At 53.5% G+C, this 24,472-nt stretch carries 18 protein-coding genes and 1 riboswitch; of the genes, 8 read left to right on the top strand and 10 right to left on the bottom strand.

The window, feature by feature from the left end:
* Positions 1-421: 421 nt before the first annotated feature.
* Positions 422-1,273 (bottom strand): glutamate racemase, encoded by an 852-nt coding sequence (murI, locus tag AC3G3F_RS20965; RefSeq protein ID WP_023249175.1) that lies wholly within the window; start codon positions 1,271-1,273, stop codon positions 422-424.
* The gene (gene btuB, locus AC3G3F_RS20960; RefSeq protein ID WP_023249174.1) at positions 1,218-3,074 is read right to left on the bottom strand and encodes a TonB-dependent vitamin B12 receptor BtuB; all 1,857 of its coding nucleotides are present in this window, start codon (positions 3,072-3,074) and stop codon (positions 1,218-1,220) included. The genes murI and btuB overlap by 56 nt, the downstream gene beginning before the upstream one ends.
* Before the next feature lie 65 nt (positions 3,075-3,139).
* Positions 3,140-3,332, bottom strand: a riboswitch (cobalamin riboswitch).
* A 114-nt stretch (positions 3,333-3,446) separates the two neighbouring features.
* Between btuB and trmA the strand changes: the two genes are divergently transcribed.
* On the top strand, positions 3,447-4,547 hold the full coding sequence (gene trmA / locus AC3G3F_RS20955; RefSeq protein ID WP_053510014.1) for a tRNA (uridine(54)-C5)-methyltransferase TrmA: 1,101 nt from the start codon (positions 3,447-3,449) through the stop codon (positions 4,545-4,547).
* Between the two features lie 128 nt (positions 4,548-4,675).
* Here the strand turns inward: trmA and AC3G3F_RS20950 are convergent, their stop codons facing one another.
* Positions 4,676-5,035, bottom strand: a complete 360-nt coding sequence (locus AC3G3F_RS20950; protein WP_023249172.1) for a YijD family membrane protein — start codon at positions 5,033-5,035, stop codon at positions 4,676-4,678.
* 15 nt (positions 5,036-5,050) lie between these two features.
* Positions 5,051-5,686 (bottom strand): HTH-type transcriptional repressor FabR, encoded by a 636-nt coding sequence (fabR, locus tag AC3G3F_RS20945; RefSeq protein WP_000971958.1) that lies wholly within the window; start codon positions 5,684-5,686, stop codon positions 5,051-5,053.
* Positions 5,687-5,884: 198 nt separating this feature from the next.
* Between fabR and sthA the strand changes: the two genes are divergently transcribed.
* Positions 5,885-7,285, top strand: coding sequence for a Si-specific NAD(P)(+) transhydrogenase (gene sthA, locus AC3G3F_RS20940; RefSeq protein WP_001120789.1), 1,401 nt, complete (start codon positions 5,885-5,887; stop codon positions 7,283-7,285).
* Here sthA and oxyR read toward each other — a convergent pair.
* The 4 genes from oxyR to argC form a co-directional block, all read right to left on the bottom strand.
* Positions 7,268-8,185 (bottom strand): DNA-binding transcriptional regulator OxyR, encoded by a 918-nt coding sequence (gene oxyR / locus AC3G3F_RS20935; protein WP_023249171.1) that lies wholly within the window; start codon positions 8,183-8,185, stop codon positions 7,268-7,270. The two genes, sthA and oxyR, sit on opposite strands and share 18 nt — an antisense overlap.
* 283 nt (positions 8,186-8,468) lie before the next feature.
* Positions 8,469-9,845: an argininosuccinate lyase gene (argH, locus tag AC3G3F_RS20930; RefSeq protein WP_023249170.1), complete on the bottom strand. Its 1,377-nt coding sequence runs from the start codon at positions 9,843-9,845 to the stop codon at positions 8,469-8,471.
* Positions 9,846-9,913: 68 nt separating this feature from the next.
* Positions 9,914-10,690, bottom strand: a complete 777-nt coding sequence (gene argB / locus AC3G3F_RS20925) for an acetylglutamate kinase (RefSeq protein WP_139384838.1) — start codon at positions 10,688-10,690, stop codon at positions 9,914-9,916.
* A 7-nt stretch (positions 10,691-10,697) separates the two neighbouring features.
* On the bottom strand, positions 10,698-11,702 hold the full coding sequence (gene argC, locus AC3G3F_RS20920) for an N-acetyl-gamma-glutamyl-phosphate reductase (RefSeq protein WP_053528774.1): 1,005 nt from the start codon (positions 11,700-11,702) through the stop codon (positions 10,698-10,700).
* Between the two features lie 88 nt (positions 11,703-11,790).
* Between argC and argE the strand changes: the two genes are divergently transcribed.
* From argE to gldA, 6 genes are all read left to right on the top strand, one after another.
* Complete coding sequence (argE, locus tag AC3G3F_RS20915; protein ID WP_023249167.1) at positions 11,791-12,942, top strand: acetylornithine deacetylase; 1,152 nt, start codon at positions 11,791-11,793, stop codon at positions 12,940-12,942.
* Between the two features lie 402 nt (positions 12,943-13,344).
* A complete protein-coding gene (gene ppc, locus AC3G3F_RS20910; protein ID WP_053528810.1) occupies positions 13,345-15,996 on the top strand; it encodes a phosphoenolpyruvate carboxylase in 2,652 nt (883 codons plus the stop codon).
* 211 nt (positions 15,997-16,207) lie between these two features.
* Positions 16,208-17,941: a phosphoethanolamine transferase CptA gene (locus AC3G3F_RS20905; protein ID WP_063389971.1), complete on the top strand. Its 1,734-nt coding sequence runs from the start codon at positions 16,208-16,210 to the stop codon at positions 17,939-17,941.
* 163 nt (positions 17,942-18,104) lie between these two features.
* Complete coding sequence (locus AC3G3F_RS20900) at positions 18,105-18,941, top strand: helix-turn-helix transcriptional regulator (protein ID WP_053528776.1); 837 nt, start codon at positions 18,105-18,107, stop codon at positions 18,939-18,941.
* Positions 18,942-19,195: 254 nt separating this feature from the next.
* Positions 19,196-19,858 carry a fructose-6-phosphate aldolase gene (gene fsa / locus AC3G3F_RS20895; protein ID WP_023249163.1) on the top strand — a complete coding sequence of 221 codons (663 nt, stop codon included), beginning with the start codon at positions 19,196-19,198 and terminating at the stop codon, positions 19,856-19,858.
* Between the two features lie 11 nt (positions 19,859-19,869).
* A complete protein-coding gene (gene gldA, locus AC3G3F_RS20890; protein ID WP_488395698.1) occupies positions 19,870-20,973 on the top strand; it encodes a bifunctional L-1,2-propanediol dehydrogenase/glycerol dehydrogenase in 1,104 nt (367 codons plus the stop codon).
* A gap of 118 nt (positions 20,974-21,091) precedes the next feature.
* On the opposite strand, the gene katG is transcribed toward gldA, so the two are convergent.
* Together katG and metF are read right to left on the bottom strand one after the other, a co-directional pair.
* Complete coding sequence (katG, locus tag AC3G3F_RS20885) at positions 21,092-23,272, bottom strand: catalase/peroxidase HPI (protein ID WP_023249161.1); 2,181 nt, start codon at positions 23,270-23,272, stop codon at positions 21,092-21,094.
* 164 nt (positions 23,273-23,436) lie between these two features.
* On the bottom strand, positions 23,437-24,327 hold the full coding sequence (gene metF, locus AC3G3F_RS20880) for a methylenetetrahydrofolate reductase (RefSeq protein WP_023249160.1): 891 nt from the start codon (positions 24,325-24,327) through the stop codon (positions 23,437-23,439).
* Between the last annotated feature and the right edge of the window lie 145 nt (positions 24,328-24,472).

Here is a 24,472-nt window from a genome sequence, read left to right as displayed (position 1 = left end):
GCCTGCCGCCAGCGTTCAATCTGAGCCATGATCAAACTCTTCAATTTAAGTTTGATGCTCGTGAATTAAACTTCGTAATGAATTACGTGTTCACTCAGAGACTTGGTATTCGTTTTTCGTCCGGGGACGTTAAGAATCCGTATCTTCGAGTGCCCACACAGATTGTCTGATAAATTGTTAAAGAGCAGTGCCGCTGCGCTTTTCTCAGCGGCGCGGGGTGTGCATATTACGCTTTCCCGCTTCAGAGTCAAGCGTTTATTTTCGCTTTTCTCCGTGAGGTTCTGGTCTGAACCCCGCTGACCCGGCGGCCTGTGTGCCGTTGTTCCGTGTCAGTGGTGGCGCATTATAGGGAGTTATTTCTGCCTGACAAGAGGAAATTTAAAATAATTTTCCAAGTGCCTGGTATTTACCCAAAACGCCATTAAACCGCCAGTTTTTCGAGCGTTTCAAAGCCATAACGCTGTAAAACGGGCAATAATTGTTCAGCTTCTGGCGTCATTGCCATGCAATAAGCAATATTGGCATCGGTCGATTTTGCATACGGCGCTTCATGCTCCAACAGCCAGGCTGTACGACGCGCTATCGCCGCGCCGGAATCCACTAACCGCGTCCCTTCGGGCAGGACTTGCAAAAGCTCGTCTCGTAATAGAGGGAAATGCGTACACCCCAGAACGACCGTGTCAGGCGGTTCCGGCATTCGCAGCCATGGACGTAATATACGGCGTAGCTCTTCCAGCGATACCGAGTTGCCATGTAATTTAGCTTCCGCCAGTTCCACCAGTTCTGCCGACCCCAACATAGCTATCTGACATTCATTGGCGAAGCGCGCAATCAGCTCGTGAGTATAAGGACGCTTGACCGTCGCTCGCGTCGCCAGTAGCCCGACGACGCCATTTGCGGTAAGCCGCGCCGCTGGTTTAATCGCAGGTACAACGCCCACCACCGGGAAGGCAAACTTTTCACGTAATGCGGGAAGTGAAACCGTACTGGCGGTATTGCAGGCTATCACCGCCAGTGAAAGGGGATAGCACTGCTGTACCGCAGTAACAATCTCGACAACGCGCTCGACGATAAACGTTTCGCTCTTTTCCCCATAGGGGAATGCCACGTTATCGAAAGCATATATATAGTGGAGATCCGGCAGGAGCCGCCGAATCTCATCATAGACCGACAATCCACCGACGCCAGAATCAAATACCAGCACGGTGGGACGTGGTTCAGAAGGTGTAGCTGCCAGACAAGGTGTATTCTCGTCCTGCAGTTTGGTAGCCATAAACTGTCTCGTAATCTTTGTCGAACAGGTTGGCTATTTTACCACGAACTGTCAGATGTGAGGTGAGCGGATATGAAACTCCAATATCCCACAAGCTCAAGCCGCCCATTTTTACATCTCTATTATTGTCGAAGTCTTTATCGTAACGTTCGCCGAGGTACTGATACATCACATTCCAGCCGAGTTCAAAAATCTGTCCGGTCAGCTCATACTTTACCTGCTGCTTAGCACGGCGATAGAGAACCTTATTGGTTTCATCATCACGCGGATCGACGTATTGCAGCGTCAGGTGGTGATCTACCGGGCCGGTGGTGATATTTCCGGTCCACTCCAGACCTTTAATAGTGGCCGATTTCAGATTAACGTATTGATTATCTGTATAATCGATCAGGTTTTGAACCTTATAATGATATGCAGAAAGGCGCCAATCCAGCGGTCCGGTCAGCCCATCAATGCCGGCCTCCCACTGCCTGGATTCTTCCGGCTTTAGGTTTGGGTTAGCGGCAATACCAGGCCCATAAGATGATGCAAAACGCGTCGCGCCATATTGCTGCCCAAGGGACGGTGCCAGGAACCCCGTACCATAGGAGAGAGTTGCCCGATAACCATCAACAAACTCCCAGCCCGCTGCGGTCTGCCATGTCCCATGCCAGCCGAACTGCTCATCATGATCTTCACGGCCAGAAGCTTCCAACGTGACACTATCGATTTGTTGCTGTCCGGTCAGGTAAAGCCCGGTGGTATCACGTTTGTAAGTATCGGCCTTCGTTGTACTACTGGAGGTCAGCTTTTCCTGTTTCCAGTCAGCCCCGCCGCTAACCGCTCCGTGCCCAACTTCAACACTATTACCCCACTGAATATAACGCTGCTCCATGTTATCCAGCGAGGCATCCCCCGCATACCGACCAAGATCGTGACTGTAGTTGTAATCTTTAATATGTTGATAATTGGCGATCAGCTGAGAAGAATAGATGCCAGAACTGTATTGCAGGCCAGCATCCCAAGATTGGGTGTAATTCTGGGCCTCATCATTGCCGCCAACATGACCATATGAACCCTGATCGTAATCGCTATTCGCCGTATAGCCATAACCGCGAAAGAAACCGGAGACGTTATCGTTAAACTTATGCTGTACGCCTCCCCAGAACAGCTTATTGCGGTAGCCGTCCCGGTCACTGTCCCCGTTATAGGGAGAGTCAGGCTGAATGTTAAAACCCCTGGTCGTCTCATACGCCCCGGCAGCAGTTACAATCGTATCGCCAAACCGTTTATTCATAATCCCATCATAGGTCTGGTAACCATCCGATCCCATACCGGCGTTGATCTGTGATTTCTCGTCATTGCTCATCGTAATGATATTGACGACGCCGCCAATCGCGCCAGAACCGTACACCGCTGAACGCGGTCCGCGAATGTATTCAATGCGCTGCACTAACGACACCGGAAGCTGACCAATATCAATCGCGTTACTAATGCCCGCCCGCGCCATCGGCACACCATCAATCAGTACCAGGACATGCCGCGATTCGGTGCCGCGAACATACAGCGAGGAACTCTTCCCCATTCCGCCGCTCTGTGAAATATCCACACCAGGAAGACGGCGCATTACGTCATTAAGATCTTTTGACTGCCAGCGCTGAATATCCTCGCGGGTGACGACATCAGTTGGCGCCAAAACAGAGTTTACAGGCTGCTGAAAACGGTTGGCGGTGACAACCAGGGTATCCGGGCTAGTGTCCTGCGCCCAAGCGGAAAAGGCCGTGACGGAGAACGCCGTCAGCAGCGTAGCTTTTTTAATCATTGTAAAGCATCCACAATATAAGAAGGATGCCGCAGGCTTCATCGATAGTACGCGATGATGAAAACCAGATGCGACGTTAGCCGGCAGGTCTTCGGGCTTGGAGGGTTATCCGTTGGCTGGATAGCAGAAATGATGACTTCCCACCGGAGGCAGTGTCTGCTTACGCTCTCATCTCACCTTTCCTTACCGCTGCGCGTCAGCTCCAGATTTTCACTGGATTCCCTATTAACTCACAGGACCGGCCCACGGATGCTACCGTCTGTCACAACACCCTGTCCAGACCGCGCATCACAAATCAGAAATCATCAATAGCTGGACATCCACTGAGCAATCCCTACAATCCCCGCGTACTTTTATTATTCAGGATGCGATATGACCCCCGAACATCTTCCGACAGAACAGTATGAGGCGCAGCTAGCCGAAAAAGTGGCGCGCTTGCAGAGTATGATGGCGCCGTTTTCTGGCCTGGTTCCGGAAGTATTTCGCTCGCCGGTCAGTCACTATCGTATGCGTGCGGAATTTCGCCTGTGGCATGACGGCGATGACCTGTACCACATTATGTTTGATCAGCAGACCAAAAGCCGGATTCGCGTTGACAGCTTCCCGGCGGCCAGCCAACTGATTAATACCTTAATGAAGGCGATGATTGCCGGCGTGCGCGATAATCATGCACTGCGGCATAAGCTGTTCCAGATCGATTATCTCACCACCTTGAGCAACCAGGCGGTAGTGTCGTTGCTGTACCATAAGAAGCTGGACGAAGAGTGGCATGAAGCCGCCACTGCGTTACGCGATGCTTTACGCGCGCAAGGTCTGAACGTACACCTGATTGGCCGGGCCACTAAAACCAAAGTCGAATTGGATCAGGATTATATTGATGAGCGTCTGCCTGTGGCAGGTAAAGAAATGATCTACCGCCAAGTCGAAAACAGCTTTACGCAGCCAAACGCCGCCATGAATATTCAGATGTTAGAGTGGGCGCTGGAGGTGACGAAAGACTCAAAAGGCGATCTGCTTGAGTTGTATTGCGGCAACGGCAATTTTTCTTTAGCGCTGGCGCGCAATTTTAACCGCGTGCTGGCAACCGAAATCGCCAAACCGTCCGTCGCTGCCGCGCAGTATAATATTGCCGCTAATCATATTGATAATGTTCAGATTATTCGCATGGCGGCGGAAGAGTTTACCCAGGCGATGAACGGCGTCCGTGAGTTTAATCGCTTACAGGGGATCGATCTGAAGCGCTATCAGTGCGAAACCATTTTTGTCGATCCGCCGCGCAGCGGTCTGGACAGCGAAACTGAAAAAATGGTGCAGGCTTATCCACGTATTCTGTACATTTCCTGCAATCCGGAAACGTTGTGCAAAAACCTGGAAACATTAAGCCAGACGCACACGGTGTCTCGCCTGGCGCTGTTCGATCAGTTCCCGTATACGCATCATATGGAATGCGGGGTGTTATTGACCGCAAGGTAAAATATACGTCGGATAGCCGATTATACCGCTATCTGGCGTTCTGCCGGGGCGCTTCGCTTGCCCGGCCTACATATATGTACAGTTGTAGGCCGGATCAGGCGCTTGCGCCGCCATCTGGCATTCGCACACTACTCCGCGATGTCCTGCTTCCGATTGCGCATCTTAAAGCCAATCCAGAATACCAGAATCACCGACAGCACCGCCGGAAAGAAATTAGAGCCCATATCCGGATATTCTGCACGCACGACGGTGCTATACAGTAAAACGCCAAGAATAAAACAGGCGGCGGCCAGCCCCGGCAAACCCACCGGCATAGTACGATTTTGGTAGCGTTGATGCAGGCAATATACCGTCAGCACCAGCGAGATAATCGGGAATACGGAGAACGGCACAATAGCGCTAAACAGTGCCGCGAATGTGCCGTTAATCGATAAGCCAGCGATGAGCGCCAGCAACAGCGTACCTTTATCTTGACCTGACTGTTTCATTACTCGTCCTTCACGTTATTCGGAATGATGTGCTATTTTCTCTTGCTCACGGCGATACCAGTAATACGCCCCTTTCGCAATCATGCGCAGTTGCAATACCAGCCGCTCTTCTAATTGCCGACGCTGTTCAGCGCCGATGTCCAACGCCTCTGCACCCGCGCTAAAGACAATAGTCACCATCGCTTCGGCCTGGGCTTCAGTAAACGCACGCGGCATATGGTTTTCGAGTTCCAGATAGTCGGCAAGTTCCGCAATAAAGTGCTGAATCTCCCGCGCGACGGCAGCACGAAACGCCGCTGAAGTGCCGGAACGCTCGCGCAACAACAGACGGAAGGCGTTGGGGTTGTTGCCGATAAACTCCATAAATGTGGAGACCGACGTGCGGATGACGCTGCCGCCTTTCGCGATGCGCTGTCGCGCCTGACGCATCAACTGACGCAACATCAGACCGCTTTCATCCACCATCGTCAGACCGAGTTCATCAACATCGCGAAAATGACGGTAAAACGACGTCGGCGCAATGCCCGCTTCACGCGCCACTTCACGCAAACTCAGGCTGGCGAAACTCCGCTCAGCGCTCAGTTGGCTGAATGCGGCTTCCACCAGCGAACGCCGGGTTTTTTCTTTTTGTTGCGCTCTAACACCCATCACAATGTCTGAATCCTTCCATATGCCTTATTCGGCACTATACCAGAGAATAAAAGTAACGGGTTCACACTGGATTGTGAATGATTGTTTACAGACAGTTTGTGCTCCGGCTTCGCAAAAAAGCACAACGATAATTGGGTTAAAGCTGGGCAAATGTTATCATCGTGTTTATTTTATGTATAAAAACAGGTGAGTAATACCATGCCACATTCCTGGGATTATGATGCAGTCGTCATAGGGTCAGGCCCCGGCGGTGAAGGCGCTGCAATGGGTCTGGTTAAGCAAGGAGCACGCGTCGCGGTGATTGAGCGTTATCATAACGTTGGCGGCGGATGTACCCACTGGGGCACCATCCCATCCAAAGCCCTTCGCCACGCCGTCAGCCGTATTATCGAATTTAATCAAAACCCGCTCTATAGCGACCACTCCCGTCTCCTTCGTTCTTCTTTCGCCGATATCCTCAACCATGCTGATAACGTGATTAATCAACAAACGCGTATGCGTCAGGGGTTTTATGAGCGTAACCACTGTGAAATCTTGCAGGGCAACGCCCATTTTATTGACGAACATACCCTGGCGCTGGAATGCCATGACGGCACGGTTGAAACCCTGACGGCAGAAAAATTTGTTATTGCTTGTGGTTCGCGTCCTTACCATCCCAATGATGTGGATTTCTCGCATCCGCGCATTTATGACAGCGACTCAATCCTTAGCCTCCACCATGAACCGCGCCACGTTATTATTTATGGCGCCGGCGTTATCGGCTGCGAATATGCGTCCATCTTCCGCGGTATGGATGTGAAAGTGGATCTGATCAACACTCGCGATCGCCTGCTGGCCTTTCTCGATCAGGAGATGTCCGACTCTCTCTCTTACCATTTCTGGAATAGTGGTGTGGTGATTCGCCACAATGAAGAGTATGAGAAAATCGAAGGCTGCGATGATGGCGTCATCATGCACCTGAAATCCGGCAAAAAACTGAAGGCTGACTGTCTGCTCTATGCCAATGGCCGTACCGGTAACACCGATTCGCTGGCGCTGGAGAATATTGGTCTGGAAACAGACAGCCGTGGACAGCTCAAGGTCAACAGCATGTACCAGACCGCCCTGCCGCACGTCTATGCGGTGGGCGACGTGATTGGCTATCCCAGTCTGGCTTCCGCAGCCTACGATCAGGGGCGTATTGCAGCGCAGGCGCTGGTGAAAGGCGAAGCGACCGCGCATCTTATCGAAGATATCCCCACCGGGATTTATACCATTCCGGAAATCAGTTCTGTCGGCAAAACCGAGCAGCAGTTAACGGCAATGAAAGTGCCTTATGAAGTGGGCCGCGCGCAGTTTAAGCATCTGGCGCGAGCGCAAATCGTTGGCATGAACGTCGGCACGCTAAAAATTCTCTTCCACCGTGAAACCAAAGAAATTCTGGGGATTCACTGCTTTGGCGAACGCGCCGCCGAAATTATTCATATCGGCCAGGCGATCATGGAGCAGAAAGGTGGCGGTAACACCATCGAGTACTTCGTTAACACCACCTTTAACTACCCAACCATGGCGGAAGCTTATCGGGTTGCGGCGCTAAACGGCTTAAACCGCCTGTTTTAACGCCTTGTCGAAATGGCCATCCATTGCGCCACGGATGGCCTCTGCCAGTTGCTCATAACGGCTACGCAGCGGCGATCCCGGGCGATAAACCAGCCCCACGGTACGACGCGGCTCCGGCTTAATGCATGGCAGATAGACCACGCCGTCGCGCTTACGCTCCTGCGGCACTGCCAGCGCAGGAAGTAGCGTAATACCACTGCCCGCCGCCACCATGTTGCGCAGCGTTTCCAGACTGGTCGCCCGGAAATGGGTATCTTCATCCGCTCCCGCTTCGAAACAGAACCCCATCGCCTGATCGCGCAGACAGTGGCCATCTTCCAGCATCAGCAATTTTTCGCCCGCCAGATCGGACATCGGCACGCGATCGCGATTCGCCCACGGATGATCCTCATAAATAGCCAGCATCATGGGCTCATCAAACAGCGGCACTTCGATAAATGCCTCACTCTCTTTCACCAGTGCCAGAATAGCGCAGTCAAGCTTGCCGCTATCGAGTTGCGCTAACAGCTGATGGGTTTGCGCCTCATGCAGATACATTTCCAGCTTCGGGAAAGTCTGGTGCAACATCGGAATAATAAGCGGCAGCAAATAGGGGCCAACCGTTGGGATTAAACCAATATGTAACGGGCCGGACATCGCCTCACCTTGTTGGCTTGCCATCTCCTTGAGCACCTTGACCTCACGCAGCACGGTGCGCGCCTGATCCACCAGCAGTAAGCCCGCCTGGGTAAACAGCACCTTACGACTCGTACGCTCCAGCAGCATAACGCCCAGCTCATCTTCCAGCTTGCGAATTTGCCCGCTAAGGGTTGGCTGGCTGACGTGACAGGAGTCCGCCGCTCGCCGGAAATGGCGATGTTCGGCTAACGCCACCAGATATTCAAGATCACGAATATTCATTATTCATCCTCCGTCGCCACGATAGTTCATGGCGATAGGTAGCATAGCAACGAACGATTATCCCTATCAACCTTTCTGATTAATAATACATCACAGAAACGGAGCGGTTTCTCGTTTAACCCTTGAAGACACCGCCCGTTCAGAGGGTATCTCTCGAACCCGAAATAACTAAAGCCAACGTGAACTTTTGCGGACCTCTGGTCCGCTTTTTTTTTGCGTAAAAAACCCGGCGTCGCTTACGCTCGGCCGGGCTATATTGCCTGATGGCGCTACGCTATCAGGCCTACAACGCGAGGCGCGCCTTCGCATCGTCGATGGCCTGCGCTACCTGTTGCGGAGAAACACCGCCTTTTGCCGCCCGTTTATCCAGACACGACTGTAAAGACAATATCGGATACACATCGTCGCCAATCACGCGGCTGAATTTCTGTAAATCAGCCAGCGGCAACGCTTCCAGCGGCTTACCCTGGCGAATGGCTTCTACCACCGCTTCGCCGACAATATGGTGCGCTTCGCGAAACGGCACGCCTTTCGCGACCAGGTAATCCGCCAGCTCCGTGGCGTTGGCATACCCCTGTTGCGCCGCGTCCTGGCAACGTGGGCGTTTCACCTGAATACCGTCCAGCACCAACGCTGCCATATGCAGGCAGTCAAGCCAGGTATCGAGCGCATCGAACAGCCCTTCTTTGTCTTCCTGCATATCTTTGTTATAAGCCAGCGGCAGACCTTTTAAGGTCATCATCATGCCGGTTAGCGCCCCTTGTACGCGACCGCACTTACCGCGAATCAGCTCCAGCGCGTCCGGGTTTTTCTTCTGCGGCATTAACGATGAACCGGAAGTAACGCGGTCAGAAAGCTCCACAAAGCCCGCTTCACCAGAATTAAAGAAAATCAGATCTTCCGCGAAGCGTGACAGATGCACCATACCAATAGCCGCATCAGAAAGCAGTTCCAGTACGTGGTCACGATCCGACACGCTGTCCAGACTGTTGCGGGTCGCAGACGTGAAGCCCAGCCAGCCTGCCAATTGTTCACGGTCGATTTCATAGGCTGTTCCCGCCAGCGCGCCGCAACCTAACGGACTCACGTCCAGACGTTTGAGTGTATCCTGCAGGCGGCTTTCATCTCGCACCAGCATTTCGACATACGCGAGACACCAGTGGGCGAAAGTCACTGGCTGCGCGCGTTGCAGATGGGTATATCCCGGCATTACCGCGTCCTGGTTCTCCTGCGCGGTTTCCACCAGCGCGCTCTGTAGCTGGCGGTTGGCGGTGAGCAGCTCCATCACCGTCTCTTTGCACCACAGTTTCAGGTCCGTCGCCACCTGATCGTTACGGCTGCGTCCGGTGTGCAGCTTTTTACCCAACTGACCCACTTTGTCGATGAGCTTACCTTCCACCCAGCTATGGATATCTTCCGCATCGCTTTGCAGGATTTGCTGCGGATTCGCGCGAACCTCTTCCAGCAGCACGTTCAGCGCCTCTTCCAACTGTCGTTGCTCATCGGCAGTCAGTACGCCCACCGTGACTAATGCTTTGGACCAGGCCACAGAACCGACAATATCCTGCTCCGCCAGACGGTAATCGAAGCGCAACGAATCATTGAATTGTTTAAACCGCTGGTCTGCCGCCTGTGTAAAGCGCCCACCCCAAAGTGCCATAATATACTTCCTTAAATTCTTCGAATTTCACTGCCGGATAGCGCTACGATTATCCGGCGCACAAATAGTTAAGCCAGAATACGCGTGCCAATCGGCGTACCATTAAACAGCGCTGGCAATTGTTCCGCATGACGCCAGGAAGCGATATCCACCGGGCGACCCAGCGCCCTCGCAGCATCGAGAGCCGCATTCACTTTCACAATCATACCGTCGGTAATAATGCCCTGGTCGATAAGCTGCTCTGCTTTGGACGCCGTCATTTCAGCGATACGCTGGCCTTTGCCGTCCAGAATACCGCTCACGTCAGAAAGCAGGATCAGATCGGCCCCCAGCGTCGCCGCCAGCGCGGTTGCCGCCTGATCGGCGTTGACGTTCATCAGTTGGCCGTCGTCTGTTACGCCAATGGAGCTGACTACCGGCAGAAAGCCGTTTTCCAGCAATGTGTTAATCAGCTTCGGCGACCCCGGCTGCGCCAGCCCGACGTGGCCTAACGCTTCATCGAGTTGAGTCACTTTTACGCTGTCGCCATCGCCCAGAAACAGACCAACAGAGGCGATATGGTGTTTCTTCGCCCAGGCCAGCAGGGTTTTGTTAGCGGTTCCCGCCAGCGCCCCGGTAATGATGCCAATCTGATCGGCAGGCGTCACGCGCAGGCCGTCTTTCTTTTTCACTGGCAAATTAAGCCCTTTCATCAGCTCATCCACCACACAACCACCACCGTGAACAACCACCAGCGCACGCTGATGGGACTCACGATAGTTGACCAGCGCGGTAAAAAGACGTTCCAGAGCCTCTTCGCTATCCAGTAATACGCCACCCAGCTTGATAATTAATGGATTCATCATTTCACCCTTAAATAAGAGACTGCGTTTCAGCGAAGCCGAAACGAATATTAGCGCATTGCACCGCCTGCGCCGCTGCGCCTTTCAACAGGTTATCTTCGGTTGCCACCACAATCAGATGTTCGCCCTGGACGGCAAAACCAATATCACAGAACGGCAACCCGACGACGTTCTTTAACGCCGGAACGCCTTTGTCATACAGGCGCACCAGCGGTTTGTCGCCATAGGCTTTTTGCAACACGTCGGCGACCTGCACATGGGTTACGCCCGCTTTCAGGCGGCAGGTAATGGTTTCCAGAATCCCGCGAGGAAAATTCCCCAGATGCGGGGTGAAGATGACCTCCGCGCCCAGATGGGCGGCGATTTCCGGCTGATGACGATGCGTAAACACGCCATACGGTTGCAGACTCACTTCACAGAAACTGTTCGACATTGCCGCCTTGCGCCCCGCGCCACTCACCCCGCTGGTGGCATTAATTACTGGCCACTGCGTCAGCTCCAGAAGCCCACCGTCAATCAGCGGTTTTAGCGACAACTGCGCCGCGGTTGGATAACAACCAGGAACCGCAATCAGATTCGCCGCGTTCAGTTTATCGGCATTCCACTCCGCCAGACCGTACACCGCCTGTTCCAGCAGTTCAGGATACTGATGAGTAAATCCGTAATACTTTTCATAGAAGGCGCGATCATTTACCCGAAACGCGCCGGAAAGATCGAATACGACGCATCCGGCCTGTAAAAACTGCGGCGCCAGATCGTGGCTCACTTCATGCGCTGTCGCCAGGAACACCACATCAACATCTGCGCTAAAGTCACGCACATCCGACATCGGTTGCAATGGCAGATCAACAATCCCTTTTAACTGCGGATGTAAATCAGAAATTAACTTTCCTGCATCATTGCTTTGCGCTGAGACGGTCAAAGCGGTTATGGTCATATGTGGGTGGCGATTTACGTAGCTTACAAGCTCTGCGCCCGCATAACCGCTAGCGCCTACAATCAGCGTATTCAACATCGGGTTCCTTTATGCTCAACGTTAGTGTATTTTTATTCACAATTAATGCATGAATATTGATACTATCATGACCTGAGGTGTGTCAACAATGAAAAACGTTTTACCGCCATTTATCGAGATTTACCGCGCTCTGATTGCCACACCATCGATAAGCGCAACCGAAGAATCCCTGGATCAAAGTAATGCGTCTTTAATCACTTTGCTTGCAGGCTGGTTCAGCGATCTTGGTTTCAACGTAGAGGTTCAACCGGTTCCGGGAACGCGAAACAAATTTAATATGCTCGCCAGCACCGGACATGGCGCGGGCGGTTTGCTGCTGGCCGGTCATACCGATACGGTTCCCTTTGATGACGGACGCTGGACGCGCGACCCGTTCACGCTGACCGAGCACGACAACAAGCTCTATGGCCTGGGCACTGCGGATATGAAAGGCTTCTTCGCTTTTATTCTGGACGCGCTACGTGACGTTGACGTAACACAACTGAAAAAGCCGCTCTACATTTTGGCGACCGCCGATGAAGAGACCAGCATGGCCGGGGCGCGTTATTTTTCCGAAACCACGGCATTACGTCCGGACTGCGCAATCATTGGCGAACCGACATCTTTGCAACCGGTACGCGCACACAAAGGGCATATCTCTAATGTCGTTCGCGTCCTGGGCCAGTCCGGTCACTCCAGCGATCCGGCGCGTGGGGTTAACGCCATTGAACTGATGCACGATGCGGTTGGCCGTATCATGCAACTGCGTGACGCGCTGAAAGCGCGATATCACTACGAGGCGTTTACCGTTCCATATCCAACGCTGAACCTGGGCCATATCCACGGCGGCGATGCCTCAAACCGCATCTGCGCCTGCTGTGAACTACATATGGATATTCGTCCACTGCCGGGCATGACGTTAAACGACCTCAATGGATTGCTTAACGACGCTCTGGCCCCCGTAAGCGAACGCTGGCCGGGCCGCCTGACGGTGGCAGAATTACATCCGCCGATTCCGGGCTACGAGTGTCCACCGGACCACCAACTGGTTGAAGTAGTAGAAAAACTGTTGGGTACAAAAACCGACGTGGTGAACTACTGTACTGAAGCACCGTTTATTCAGACATTATGTCCAACGCTGGTGCTCGGTCCTGGCTCAATTAATCAGGCCCATCAGCCGGATGAATATCTCGAAACGCGTTTTATTAAGCCCACCCGGGAATTAATTACCCAGGTAGTACACCATTTTTGCTGGCATTAATGCATATTGCTCGGTAGCGCTATGTTTATCGGGCCAGAATCCACCTGTTGCCGGATTAGTGTAGTGTCATCCGGCAACAGGTCATTACCATGTTTTTTACATTTCCATAAGCAATGCTTATTTGATTCGGTATGAATTAAATAACGTAAATTATCGCCATTTTTTCGTTTGCTGAACCGATTTCGCAGTAATTGACGCCACGGGTTTTACGTGGCTTTATAAAGATGAGAAGTGATGTGAAAAAGCTTGGTCCGAAAGATTTCGCGTTGCGGCAAGACGGCAAACGAGCACATCCCAGGGAGCTTACATAAGTAAGTGACCTGGGTGGGAGAGCGCAGCCAACGCCGCCGCAGCGTGAAAGATGCAGGACAATTACAACAGAGATGGGGTGTCTGGGATCATATGAACGAACAATATTCCGCGTTGCGTAGTAATGTCAGTATGCTCGGCAAGGTGCTGGGAGAAACCATCAAGGATGCGCTGGGAGAGCACATTCTTGATCGCGTAGAAACAATCCGTAAGCTATCCAAATCTTCACGCGCCGGCAATGAAGCTAATCGCCAGGAGCTGCTCACCACGCTACAAAATTTGTCTAACGACGAGCTGCTGCCAGTTGCGCGCGCGTTTAGTCAGTTCCTGAACCTGGCCAATACTGCCGAGCAATACCACAGCATTTCGCCAAAAGGCGAAGCTGCCAGCAACCCGGAAGTGATTGCCCGCACTCTGCGTAAACTGAAAAACCAACCGGACCTCAACGACGCAACCATCAAAAAAGCGGTAGAGACGCTGTCTCTGGAGTTGGTGCTGACCGCCCACCCGACAGAAATTACCCGCCGTACGCTTATTCACAAGATGGGTGAAATCAACAACTGTCTAAAACAGCTTGATAATACCGATATCGCCGACTACGAACGCCACCAGGTGATGCGTCGCCTGCGCCAGTTGATTGCCCAATCCTGGCATACGGATGAAATCCGCAAGCAGCGTCCAAGCCCGGTGGATGAAGCCAAATGGGGCTTCGCCGTGGTAGAAAACAGCCTGTGGCAGGGCGTACCTAACTATCTGCGTGAACTGAACGAACAACTGGAAGAAAATCTTGGCTACAAATTGCCGGTGGATTTTGTGCCGGTACGTTTTACCTCCTGGATGGGCGGCGACCGTGACGGCAACCCGAACGTGACGGCGGATATCACCCGCCACGTACTCTTGTTAAGCCGCTGGAAAGCCACCGATCTGTTCCTGAAAGACATTCATGTTCTGGTATCAGAACTGTCAATGGTCGACGCCACGCCGGAGCTGCTGGCGTTAGTGGGCGAAGAAGGCGCGTCTGAACCGTATCGCTATCTGATGAAAAAATTGCGCGCCCGTCTGATGGCGACCCAGTCCTGGCTGGAAGCGCGTCTGAAAGGTGAGAAACTGCCCAAACCGGCTGGTCTGCTGACGCAAAACGAGCAGCTCTGGGAGCCACTTTACGCCTGCTACCAGTCGCTACAGGCCTGCGGCATGGGCATTATCGCCAACGGCGAGTTGCTCGATACGCTCCGCCGCGTGAAGTGTTTCGGCGTACCGCTGGTGCGTATTGATATTCGCCAGGAGAGCACCCGCCATACCGAAGCACTGGGCGAAATTACCCGCTACCTTGGTATTGGTGACTACGAAAGCTGGTCGGAAGCCGACAAGCAGGCCTTCCTGATCCGCGAGCTGAACTCCAAACGTCCGCTGCTGCCGCGTAACTGGGAGCCGAGCAACGATACCCGCGAAGTGCTTGAAACCTGCAAGGTCATTGCCGAAGCGCCGAAAGGGTCGATCGCCGCCTACGTGATTTCAATGGCGAAAACGCCGTCTGACGTGCTGGCTGTGCATCTACTGCTGAAAGAGGCAGGTATCGGCTTTGCCATGCCGGTCGCGCCGCTGTTTGAAACTCTTGACGACCTGAACAATGCCGACGACGTGATGACTCAGTTGTTGAATATCGACTGGTATCGCGGGCTGATTCAGGGTAAGCAGATGGTAATGATCGGCTACTCCGACTCGGCAAAAGACGCCGGAGTCATGGCCGCATCATGGGCGCAGTATCAGGCGCAGGACGCACTGATCAAAACCTGTGAAAAAGCCGGTATCGAGCTAACCCTCTTCCACGGTCGCGGTGGCTCTATTGGCCGTGGCGGCGCGCCAGCCCACGCGGCGCTGCTTTCGCAACCACCGGGCAGCCTGAAAGGCGGTCTGCGCGTGACCGAGCAGGGTGAGATGATCCGCTTCAAATACGGCCTGCCGGAAGTCACCGTCAGCAGCCTGTCGCTCTACACCAGCGCAATTCTGGAAGCAAACCTGCTGCCGCCGCCGGAACCGAAAGACGGCTGGCGTCATATTATGGATGAGCTTTCTGTGATCTCTTGCGAAACGTACCGTGGCTACGTGCGCGAAAATAAAGACTTTGTGCCGTACTTCCGCTCCGCGACGCCGGAACAAGAGCTGGGCAAATTGCCGCTCGGCTCACGTCCAGCGAAACGTCGTCCAACCGGCGGCGTCGAATCGCTGCGCGCGATTCCGTGGATCTTCGCCTGGACGCAAAACCGCCTGATGCTACCAGCCTGGCTGGGCGCGGGTACTGCGCTGCAAAAAGTGGTGGAGGATGGTAAACAAAGTGAACTGGAAGCCATGTGTCGCGATTGGCCGTTCTTCTCCACGCGTCTTGGAATGCTGGAGATGGTGTTCTCGAAAGCCGACCTGTGGCTGGCCGACTATTACGATCAGCGCCTGGTGGCGAAAACGCTATGGCCGCTGGGCAAAGAGCTACGAGACCTGCTGGAAGAGGACATTAAAGTGGTGCTGGCGATTGCCAACGACTCGCACCTGATGGCCGACTTACCGTGGATTGCGGAGTCCATTCAGTTAAGAAATGTTTATACCGATCCTTTAAACGTGTTGCAGGCGGAGTTGCTGCATCGTTCCCGTCTGACTGAAGAGCAGGGAAAATCGCCCGATCCTCGCGTTGAACAGGCGTTGATGGTCACGATTGCGGGCGTCGCCGCTGGTATGCGCAACACCGGCTAACGCGAAAAGAAAGCCGCCCTCATGCGATTAAGCAGGGGGCGGCATGAAATACTGCTGTCATAATCGTCGTTTTTTCAATATATTCCTGTCTGCATTTTATGCATCTATAAATCTTTCTTAGCAAAACGCGCGGCATAAAGCAGGTTTGCTTCAGATTCTTTTAAGGTTCAGGCGCTACGTTTGGCGCTACGATTAAAGACAGGCTCTCATTATGCAATCCACATTACTCCAGACTAAACCCGCGTTTAGCTGGAAAGCCCTGGGTTGGGCACTCCTTTACTTTTGGTTCTTTTCCACCCTCCTGCAGGCCATTATTTATCTCACCGGATACAGCGGGACAAACGGCCTGCGGGATTCGCTACTGTACAGCTCACTGTGGCTGATCCCCGTCTTTCTGTTTCCAGGCCGCATCCGACTCATTGCCGCCGTCATTGGCGTCGTACTCTGGGCCGCCTCGCTGGCGGCGCTGAGCTATTACGTGATCTACGGGCAGGAGTTCTCACAAAGCGTTCTGTTTGTGATGTTTGAAACCAATGCCAATGAAGCCAGCGAATATTTAAGCCAATATTTCAGTCTGAAAATTGTTCTTGTCGCGCTGGCTTATACGGTGGCGGCGATTTTGCTGTGGACACGTCTGCGCCCGGTTTATATTCCATCGCCCTGGCGTTATCTGGTGTCGTTTGCCCTGCTGTACGGGCTGATCCTGCATCCCATCGCGATGAATACCTTTATCAAGCATAAGTCGATGGAGAAAACGCTGGATAGCCTGGCGTCACGAATGGAACCCGCCGCGCCGTGGCAGTTTATCTCTGGCTACTACCAGTATCATCGCCAGCTCACCTCGCTGAATAATCTGCTGAATGAAAACGACGCCCTGCCGCCGCTGGCTAACTTCAAAGACCACTCCGGCGATGCGCCACGCACGCTGGTACTGGTGATTGGCGAATCGACCCAGCGTGGCCGTATGAGCCTGTACGGTTATCCGCGCGAAACCACGCCGGAACTGGACGCGCTGCATAAAACCGATCCCGGGCTGACCGTGTTTAATAATGTGGTGACTTCGCGACCTTACACCATTGAGATTCTGCAACAGGCGCTAACGTTCGCGGACGAAAAGAACCCGGACTGGTATCTGACGAAGCCATCGCTGATGAATATGATGAAACAGGCCGGGTATAAAACCTTCTGGATCACTAACCAGCAGACGATGACGGCGCGTAATACCATGCTGACCGTGTTCTCTAAGCAGACTGATAAGCAGTTCTATATGAACCAGCAGCGCACTCAAAGCGCACGCGAATATGACAGCAACGTGCTGGCGCCGTTTAAAGCGGTGTTAGCCGACCCGGCGCCCAAAAAATTCATTATTGTGCATCTGCTGGGAACGCACATTAAGTACAAGTTCCGCTATCCGGAAAACCAGGGCAAGTTTGATGGTAAAACCGACCATGTTCCGCCGGGATTAAGCAATGACGAACTGGAATCGTATAACGATTACGACAACGCGAATCTGTATAACGACTATGTTGTCGCCAGCCTGATTAAGGACTATAAAGCGACCGATCCGAACGGTTTCCTGCTCTACTTCTCCGATCACGGTGAAGAAGTGTATGACACGCCGCCGCATAAAACGCAGGGACGGAACGAAGATTCGCCAACCCGTCATATGTATACGGTGCCGTTTCTGCTGTGGACCTCAGAGAAATGGCAGGCGGCGCATCCGCGCGACTTCTCGCAGGATGTCGATCGTAAGTACAGTAGCTCCGAGCTTATCCATACCTGGTCTGACTTAGCGGGCCTGACCTATGATGGCTACGACCCGACGCGTTCCATCACCAGCCCGCAATTCAAAGCAACCACGCGCTGGATTGGCAACCCGTATAAGAAAAATGCGCTGATTGATTATGATACGTTGCCGTATGGCGATCAGCCTGGGAATCAGTAACCGGTATATTGCCCGATAGCGCTAACGCTTATCGGGCCTGGCGTTATTCTCTCCCGTAGGCCGGATAAGGCGCAGTTCAGCGCCACCATCCGGCAATAATCGCTTGAGGGCATCGGTTTTCGACGTTACTGTTTCCCCTGTTTGCTATCGGCAAGGGATTATCATGTATCACGACGTCAGCCACCTTCTTTCCCGCCTCATCAACGGCCCGCAGCCGCTGCGTCAGATTTATTTTTCCAGCGCCAGCGGCCCAGCACCGGAACTGGCACATCAGGTTGATTTTCCGCGGCTGGAGATTGTGCTGGAGGGCGAGCTTACTGACATAAGCATTACCGCCCCGCTCATTCCTTGCGATGTTCTCTACGTTCCGGCTGGCGGCTGGAACATCCCGCAATGGCAAACGCCCGTCACCACCCTGAGCATCCTGTTTGGCAAACAGCAGTTAGGTTTCAGCGTGGTCCACTGGGACGGTCAGCAGCATCAAAACCTCACGAAACAGCACGTTGCGCGCCGCGGCCCGCGTATCGGCTCTTTCCTGTTACAGACGCTTAATGAGATGCAGATGCAGCCGCAAGAGCAGCAAACGGCCAGATTGATTGTCGCCAGCCTGCTAAGCCATTGCCGCGATCTGCTCGGCAGCCAAATCCAGACCGCCTCCCGCAGCCGCGCGCTTTTTGAAGCTATTAGGGAGTATATTGATGAGCGCTACGCCGCACCGTTGACGCGCGAATCGGTAGCGCAGGCGTTTTATATCTCGCCAAATTACCTCTCGCACTTGTTTCAGAAAACGGGAACCATCGGCTTTAACGAATACCTGAACCATACGCGGCTGGAACACGCCAAAACGTTGCTGAAGGGTTATGACCTGAAAGTTAAAGAGGTGGCGCACCGCTGCGGCTTTGTCGACAGTAACTATTTCTGCCGCCTGTTTCGCAAAAATACGGAACGCTCGCCATCGGAGTATCGCCGCCAGTATCACAGCCAGCTAACGGAGAAATAATCCACACTACAATAAAGAAAATGCAGTAGATAAAAGGCGCATTTACTGGATTATTGTAATATAAATGCAAAAAACTCACTCCCCCACAGGGCATACAACAGCACGTTACACGTTAATCATCGCCAACTTGTGAAGTTAATCACACTTTACCAAGCACATCACATTTGTCCAGTTTTTGGCAGATTTGTCACATAGCGCATCCCGGCAACGCTCCTTTATCCTGTCGATAACGAAAGCTCACGAAAGGAAAGACTATGGAACTCTATCTGGATACCGCTAACGTGGCGGAAGTTGAACGTCTGGCGCGCATTTTCCCGATTGCCGGCGTCACCACCAATCCGAGCATTGTGGCTGCCAGCAAAGAATCTGTCTGGGATGTGCTGCCCAGGCTGCAAAACGCCATCGGCGAAGAAGGCACTTTATTTGCGCAGACCATGAGCCGCGACGCGAAAGGTATGGTGGAAGAAGCCAAACGACTGAATAACGCCATCCCCGGTATTGTGGTTAAAATTCCAGTGACCGCCGAAGGTCTCGCGGCTATTAAGCTGCTGAAAAAAGAAGGCATCGTGACGCTGGGCACCGCCGTCTACAGCGCATCGCAGGGCCTGCTGGCGGCGCTGGCGGGCGCAAAATATGTCGCTCCCTACGTCAACCGCGTTGATGCTCAGGGCGGTGATGGCATTCGTATGGTTCAGGAGCTGCAAACGCTACTGGAACGTCACGCGCCCGACAGTATGGTGCTGGCGGCCAGCTTTAAAACGCCGCGGCAGGCGCTGGATTGCTTACTGGCAGGTTGCCAGGCGATTACCCTTCCTTTAGATGTAGCGCAACAAATGCTCAATACGCCTGCGGTAGAGTCAGCAATAGAGAAGTTTGAGCAAGACTGGAAAAACGCTTTTGGTAATCTGAACCTGTAGGGGAGAAATGTATGGATCGCATTATTCAGTCACCAGGCAAGTATATTCAGGGTGCAAACGTCATCGCGCGTCTTGGCGATTATTTAAAACCGATGGCGAACAACTGGCTGGTTGTGGGCGATAAATTCGTGCTGGGATTTGCCGAAGAGACGCTACGCAAGAGCCTGACTGATGCAGATTTATCAGTAGAAATCGTCCCGTTTGGCGGCGAATGTTCGCAAAATGAGATCGACAGGCTCCGCGCCGTCGCCGAGCAAATCCAGTGCGGCGCCGTACTGGGCATCGGCGGCGGTAAAACGCTGGATACCGCCAAAGCGCTGGCGCACTTTATGAACGTCCCGGTCGCTATCGCGCCGACCATCGCCTCTACCGACGCGCCGTGCAGCGCGCTCTCGGTTATTTATACTGATGCCGGTGAGTTTGACCGCTATCTGATGCTGCCGCATAACCCGAATATGGTCATTGTCGATACCCAAATAGTAGCGGGCGCACCGGCGCGTCTGCTGGCAGCCGGTATCGGCGATGCGCTGGCAACCTGGTTTGAAGCGCGCGCCTGCTCACGCAGCGGCGCCACCACGATGGCGGGCGGCAAGTGTACACAGGCCGCGCTGGCACTGGCGGAGCTATGTTATAACACGCTGATCGAAGAAGGCGAAAAAGCAATGCTGGCCGCCGAACAGCATGTCGTCACGCCAGCGCTGGAACGCGTCATCGAAGCTAACACCTACCTGAGCGGGGTCGGTTTTGAAAGCGGCGGTCTGGCCGCAGCGCACGCGATTCATAACGGTTTAACGGCGATTCCGGATGCGCACCACTATTATCACGGTGAGAAGGTCGCTTTCGGTACGCTAACGCAACTGGTGCTGGAAAACGCGCCGGTCGAAGAGATCGAAACCGTTGCTGCACTGTGCCATTCCATTGGTCTGCCGATGACGCTGGCGCAACTGGATATTAAACAGGATATCCCGGCGAAAATGCGCACCGTCGCGGAAGCTTCCTGCGCAGAAGGTGAAACTATTCATAACATGCCTGGCGGCGCCACGCCGGATGAAGTATACGCCGCGCTACTGGTCGCCGACCAGTACGGTCAGCGCTTCTTGCAGGAATGGGAATAAGGTCGGCTTGTAATGAAAAATCCCCGTAATCGCGGGGATTTTTTTGCCCGGAGGGCATCTGGAGCGGTAGGCCGGATAAGCGTTGGCATCATCCGGCATGAGATTTACAACATGAGATTTACAACAAATCGAAACGGTCCAGGTTCATCACTTTCACCCATGCCGCGACGAAGTCCTTCACAAACTTCTCGTGCGCATCGCTACACGCGTAAACTTCCGCCAGCGCGCGCAGTACGGAGTTGGAACCAAACACCAGATCGGCGCGGGTTGCCGTGTATTTTACCTCGCCAGTCAGTCGATCGCGGCCTTCGAACAGCTCATTAGAGTCGTCGGTGGGTTTCCACTCGTAACGCATATCCAGCAGATTAGCGAAGAAGTCAGTGCTGAGCACGCCCGGTCTGTCGGTAAAGACACCGTTCTGGCTGCCGTCAAAGTTGGTTCCCAGAACACGCATCCCGCCAACCAGCACCGTCATTTCCGGCGCGGTCAACGTTAACTGCTGCGCTTTATCAATCAGCAGCGACTCGGTCGTCGATACATCCAGACGCGCACGATAGTTACGGAATCCATCGGCAATCGGTTCAAGCAGCGAGAACATCTCGATGTCGGTCTGATCCTGACGCGCATCCACCCGACCCGGCGCAAAAGGTACGCTGATGCTGACACCCGCAGCAGCGGCCGCCTGCTCGATACCGACCACGCCCGCCAGCACAATAATATCGGCCAGAGAGGCTTTATTAGTCGTTTTCTGGAGCTCTTCTAATATCGGCAAAACGCGAGCCGCAACGGCGTTTACATCCCAGTCGCGCTGAGGCGCTAATGCCAGACGCGCGCCGTTAGCGCCGCCACGCTTATCGCCGCCACGGAAAGTAGACGCGGATGCCCAGGCAACCGAAACCATCTCGCTAATAGAGAGCCCGGATGCAGCGATCGCCGCTTTCAGATTAATAATGTCTTCCTGCGTTGGCTGGTAGAGCGGTTGCGGCAACGGGTCCTGCCAGATCAGATCTTCTTTCGGCACTTCCGGTCCGATGTAACGCGCTTTTGGCCCCATATCTCTGTGCGTCAGTTTGAACCAGGCGCGAGCAAAGGCTTCATTAAAGGCCTGCGGATCGTTAAGGAAACGGCGAGAGATCTTCTCGAACTCGGGATCAAAACGCAGCGTCAGGTCGGTGACCAGCATGGTTGGCTTACGTTTTTTCGACGGATCGAACGGGTCCGGGATGATGTCCGGCGCGTCTACCGCTTCAAACTGGATAGCGCCAGCCGGACTACGGGTTTGTACCCACTCATATTTGAACAGGTTCTCGAAGAAATAGTTGCTCCACTGGGTCGGCGTCTGCGTCCAGACCACTTCCAGCCCGGAGGTAATAGCATCCGCGCCAACGCCGCTACCATAGCTGCTGGCCCAACCTAAGCCCTGCGCTTCAATCGGCGCGGCTTCCGGATCGGCCCCTACATGGGATGCTGCTGCCGCGCCGTGGGTTTTACCGAGGGTATGCCCGCCGGCGATCAACGCCACGGTTTCTTCGTCGTTCATCCCCATATTGCCAAAGGTGGCGCGAATAGCGGCGGCGGCAGAAAGCGGTTCGCCGCTGTGATCCGGCCCTTCCGGGTTAACGTAGATAAGGCCCATCTCGGTCGCGCCCAGCGGCGCTTTCGCCAGCGCTTCAGGATGTCGGTGCGTCAACCAGGCTTTTTCATCGCCCCAGTTCACATCCAGATCCGGTTCCCAGACATCTTCACGCCCGGCGCCGAAACCGAAGGTACGGAAACCGGAGTTTTCCAGCGCCACGTTACCCGCCAGAATAAACAGGTCGGCCCAGGAAATTTTCTGGCCATATTTCTGCTTAATCGGCCATAGCAAACGACGCGCTTTATCCAGGCTGACGTTATCCGGCCAGGAGTTGAGCGGCGCAAAACGCTGTTGACCACGACCCGCGCCGCCACGACCATCAATAGAACGGTAAGTGCCAGCCCCGTGCCAGGCCATACGGATAAACAAACCGACATAGCTACCCCAGTCGGCAGGCCACCACGGTTGTGAATCGGTCAGCAGCGCCTTAAGATCCCCTTTCAGGGTGGAGTAGTCTAACTTGCTAAACTCTTTGCGGTAGTCAAAGTCTTCACCCAGCGGGTTAGAACGGTTGGAATGTTGGTTCAAAAGATCCACGCGAAGTTGATTCGGCCACCAGTCGCGGCTGGCTGTCCCTGCTCCTGCGCTTCGGTCATGCCCACCCTGATGGAAAGGACATTTTCCAGTAGATAACGTGTTATGGGTATCGTCGGTCGTGCTCATATCTCAGCTCCCTTTTAAAGTGTTACCGTTACGATATACACCAATTAAGTGAAGAGATAGTTGAATTAATCCACAGATTCGATAGCTAATACCTTTTATATTTTTAGTTACAGAGATGCAGATCAATATGAGTTGTAATAAAGCCCTCAGCAGAGGGCTGGAGGTTATAAACCAGGTCTTACGCCCAGCGTGTGGCAAATGGCATAACTCATTTCCGCACGATTCAACGTGTAGAAGTGGAAATCCTTCACTCCTTCGCGGCTTAAAATTTTCACCATATCCATCGCAATATTAGCGCCCACCAGCTTGCGGGTTTCCGCGTCATCATCCAGCCCCTCAAACATCTGTGACATCCATGACGGAATGCGGACGTTGGTCATATCGGCAAATTTTTTCGCCTGTTTAAAGTTAGACACCGGTAAAATGCCTGGAATAATTTCTACGTCGATACCGGCAGAAACGCAGCGGTCGCGAAAACGTAGGTAGCTTTCCACATCGAAGAAAAACTGCGTAATGGCGCGGTTAGCGCCAGCATCCACTTTACGCTTCAGATTAAGCAGATCGGCCTGCGCGCTTTTCGCTTCTGGATGCACCTCCGGATAGGCCGCCACGGAAATATCGAAATCGGCCACCTCTTTGAGCAAGCCGACCAGATCGGCGGCGTATATATCCGGCTTACCGCTACCCGGCGGCAAATCACCGCGCAAAGCGACAATGTGGCGGATACCGTTATTCCAGTAGTCGCGGGCGATAGTACGCAGTTCATCGCCCGTGGCGTCAATGCAGGTAAGATGCGGCGCGGCCTCAAGACCAGTACGCTCTTTAATGCCTTTAATAACGCTATGAGTGCGGTCACGCTCGCCGGAGTTGGCGCCATACGTTACCGAAACAAACTTCGGTTTCAGGCTGCTCAGGCGATCGATAGAGTTCCACAGGGTTTGCTCCATTTCACTGGTGCGCGGCGGGAAAAACTCAAACGAAACGTTAATCTGACCCTGTACTTCCGCCAGACTCTGATTCAGGGCTTCCCGCTGGTTGGCGTGAAAAAAGCTCATACCTTACCTCATCAATCGCGTGTTATTATTTGTGATGTTGTAAACATCTATCCGTTTAGACGTCCAGATGTAAAAATGACGGAAAAGCGGGAGGACGTCAACCGAAAAATCATGCCAAAGAATGAGGAATATTCAGCAAAGATGA

The organism is Salmonella sp. FC25216, assembly GCF_057751355.1.
Note: the sequence above shows the minus strand (reverse complement) of the source record. Positions and strands in the feature narration are given on the sequence as shown.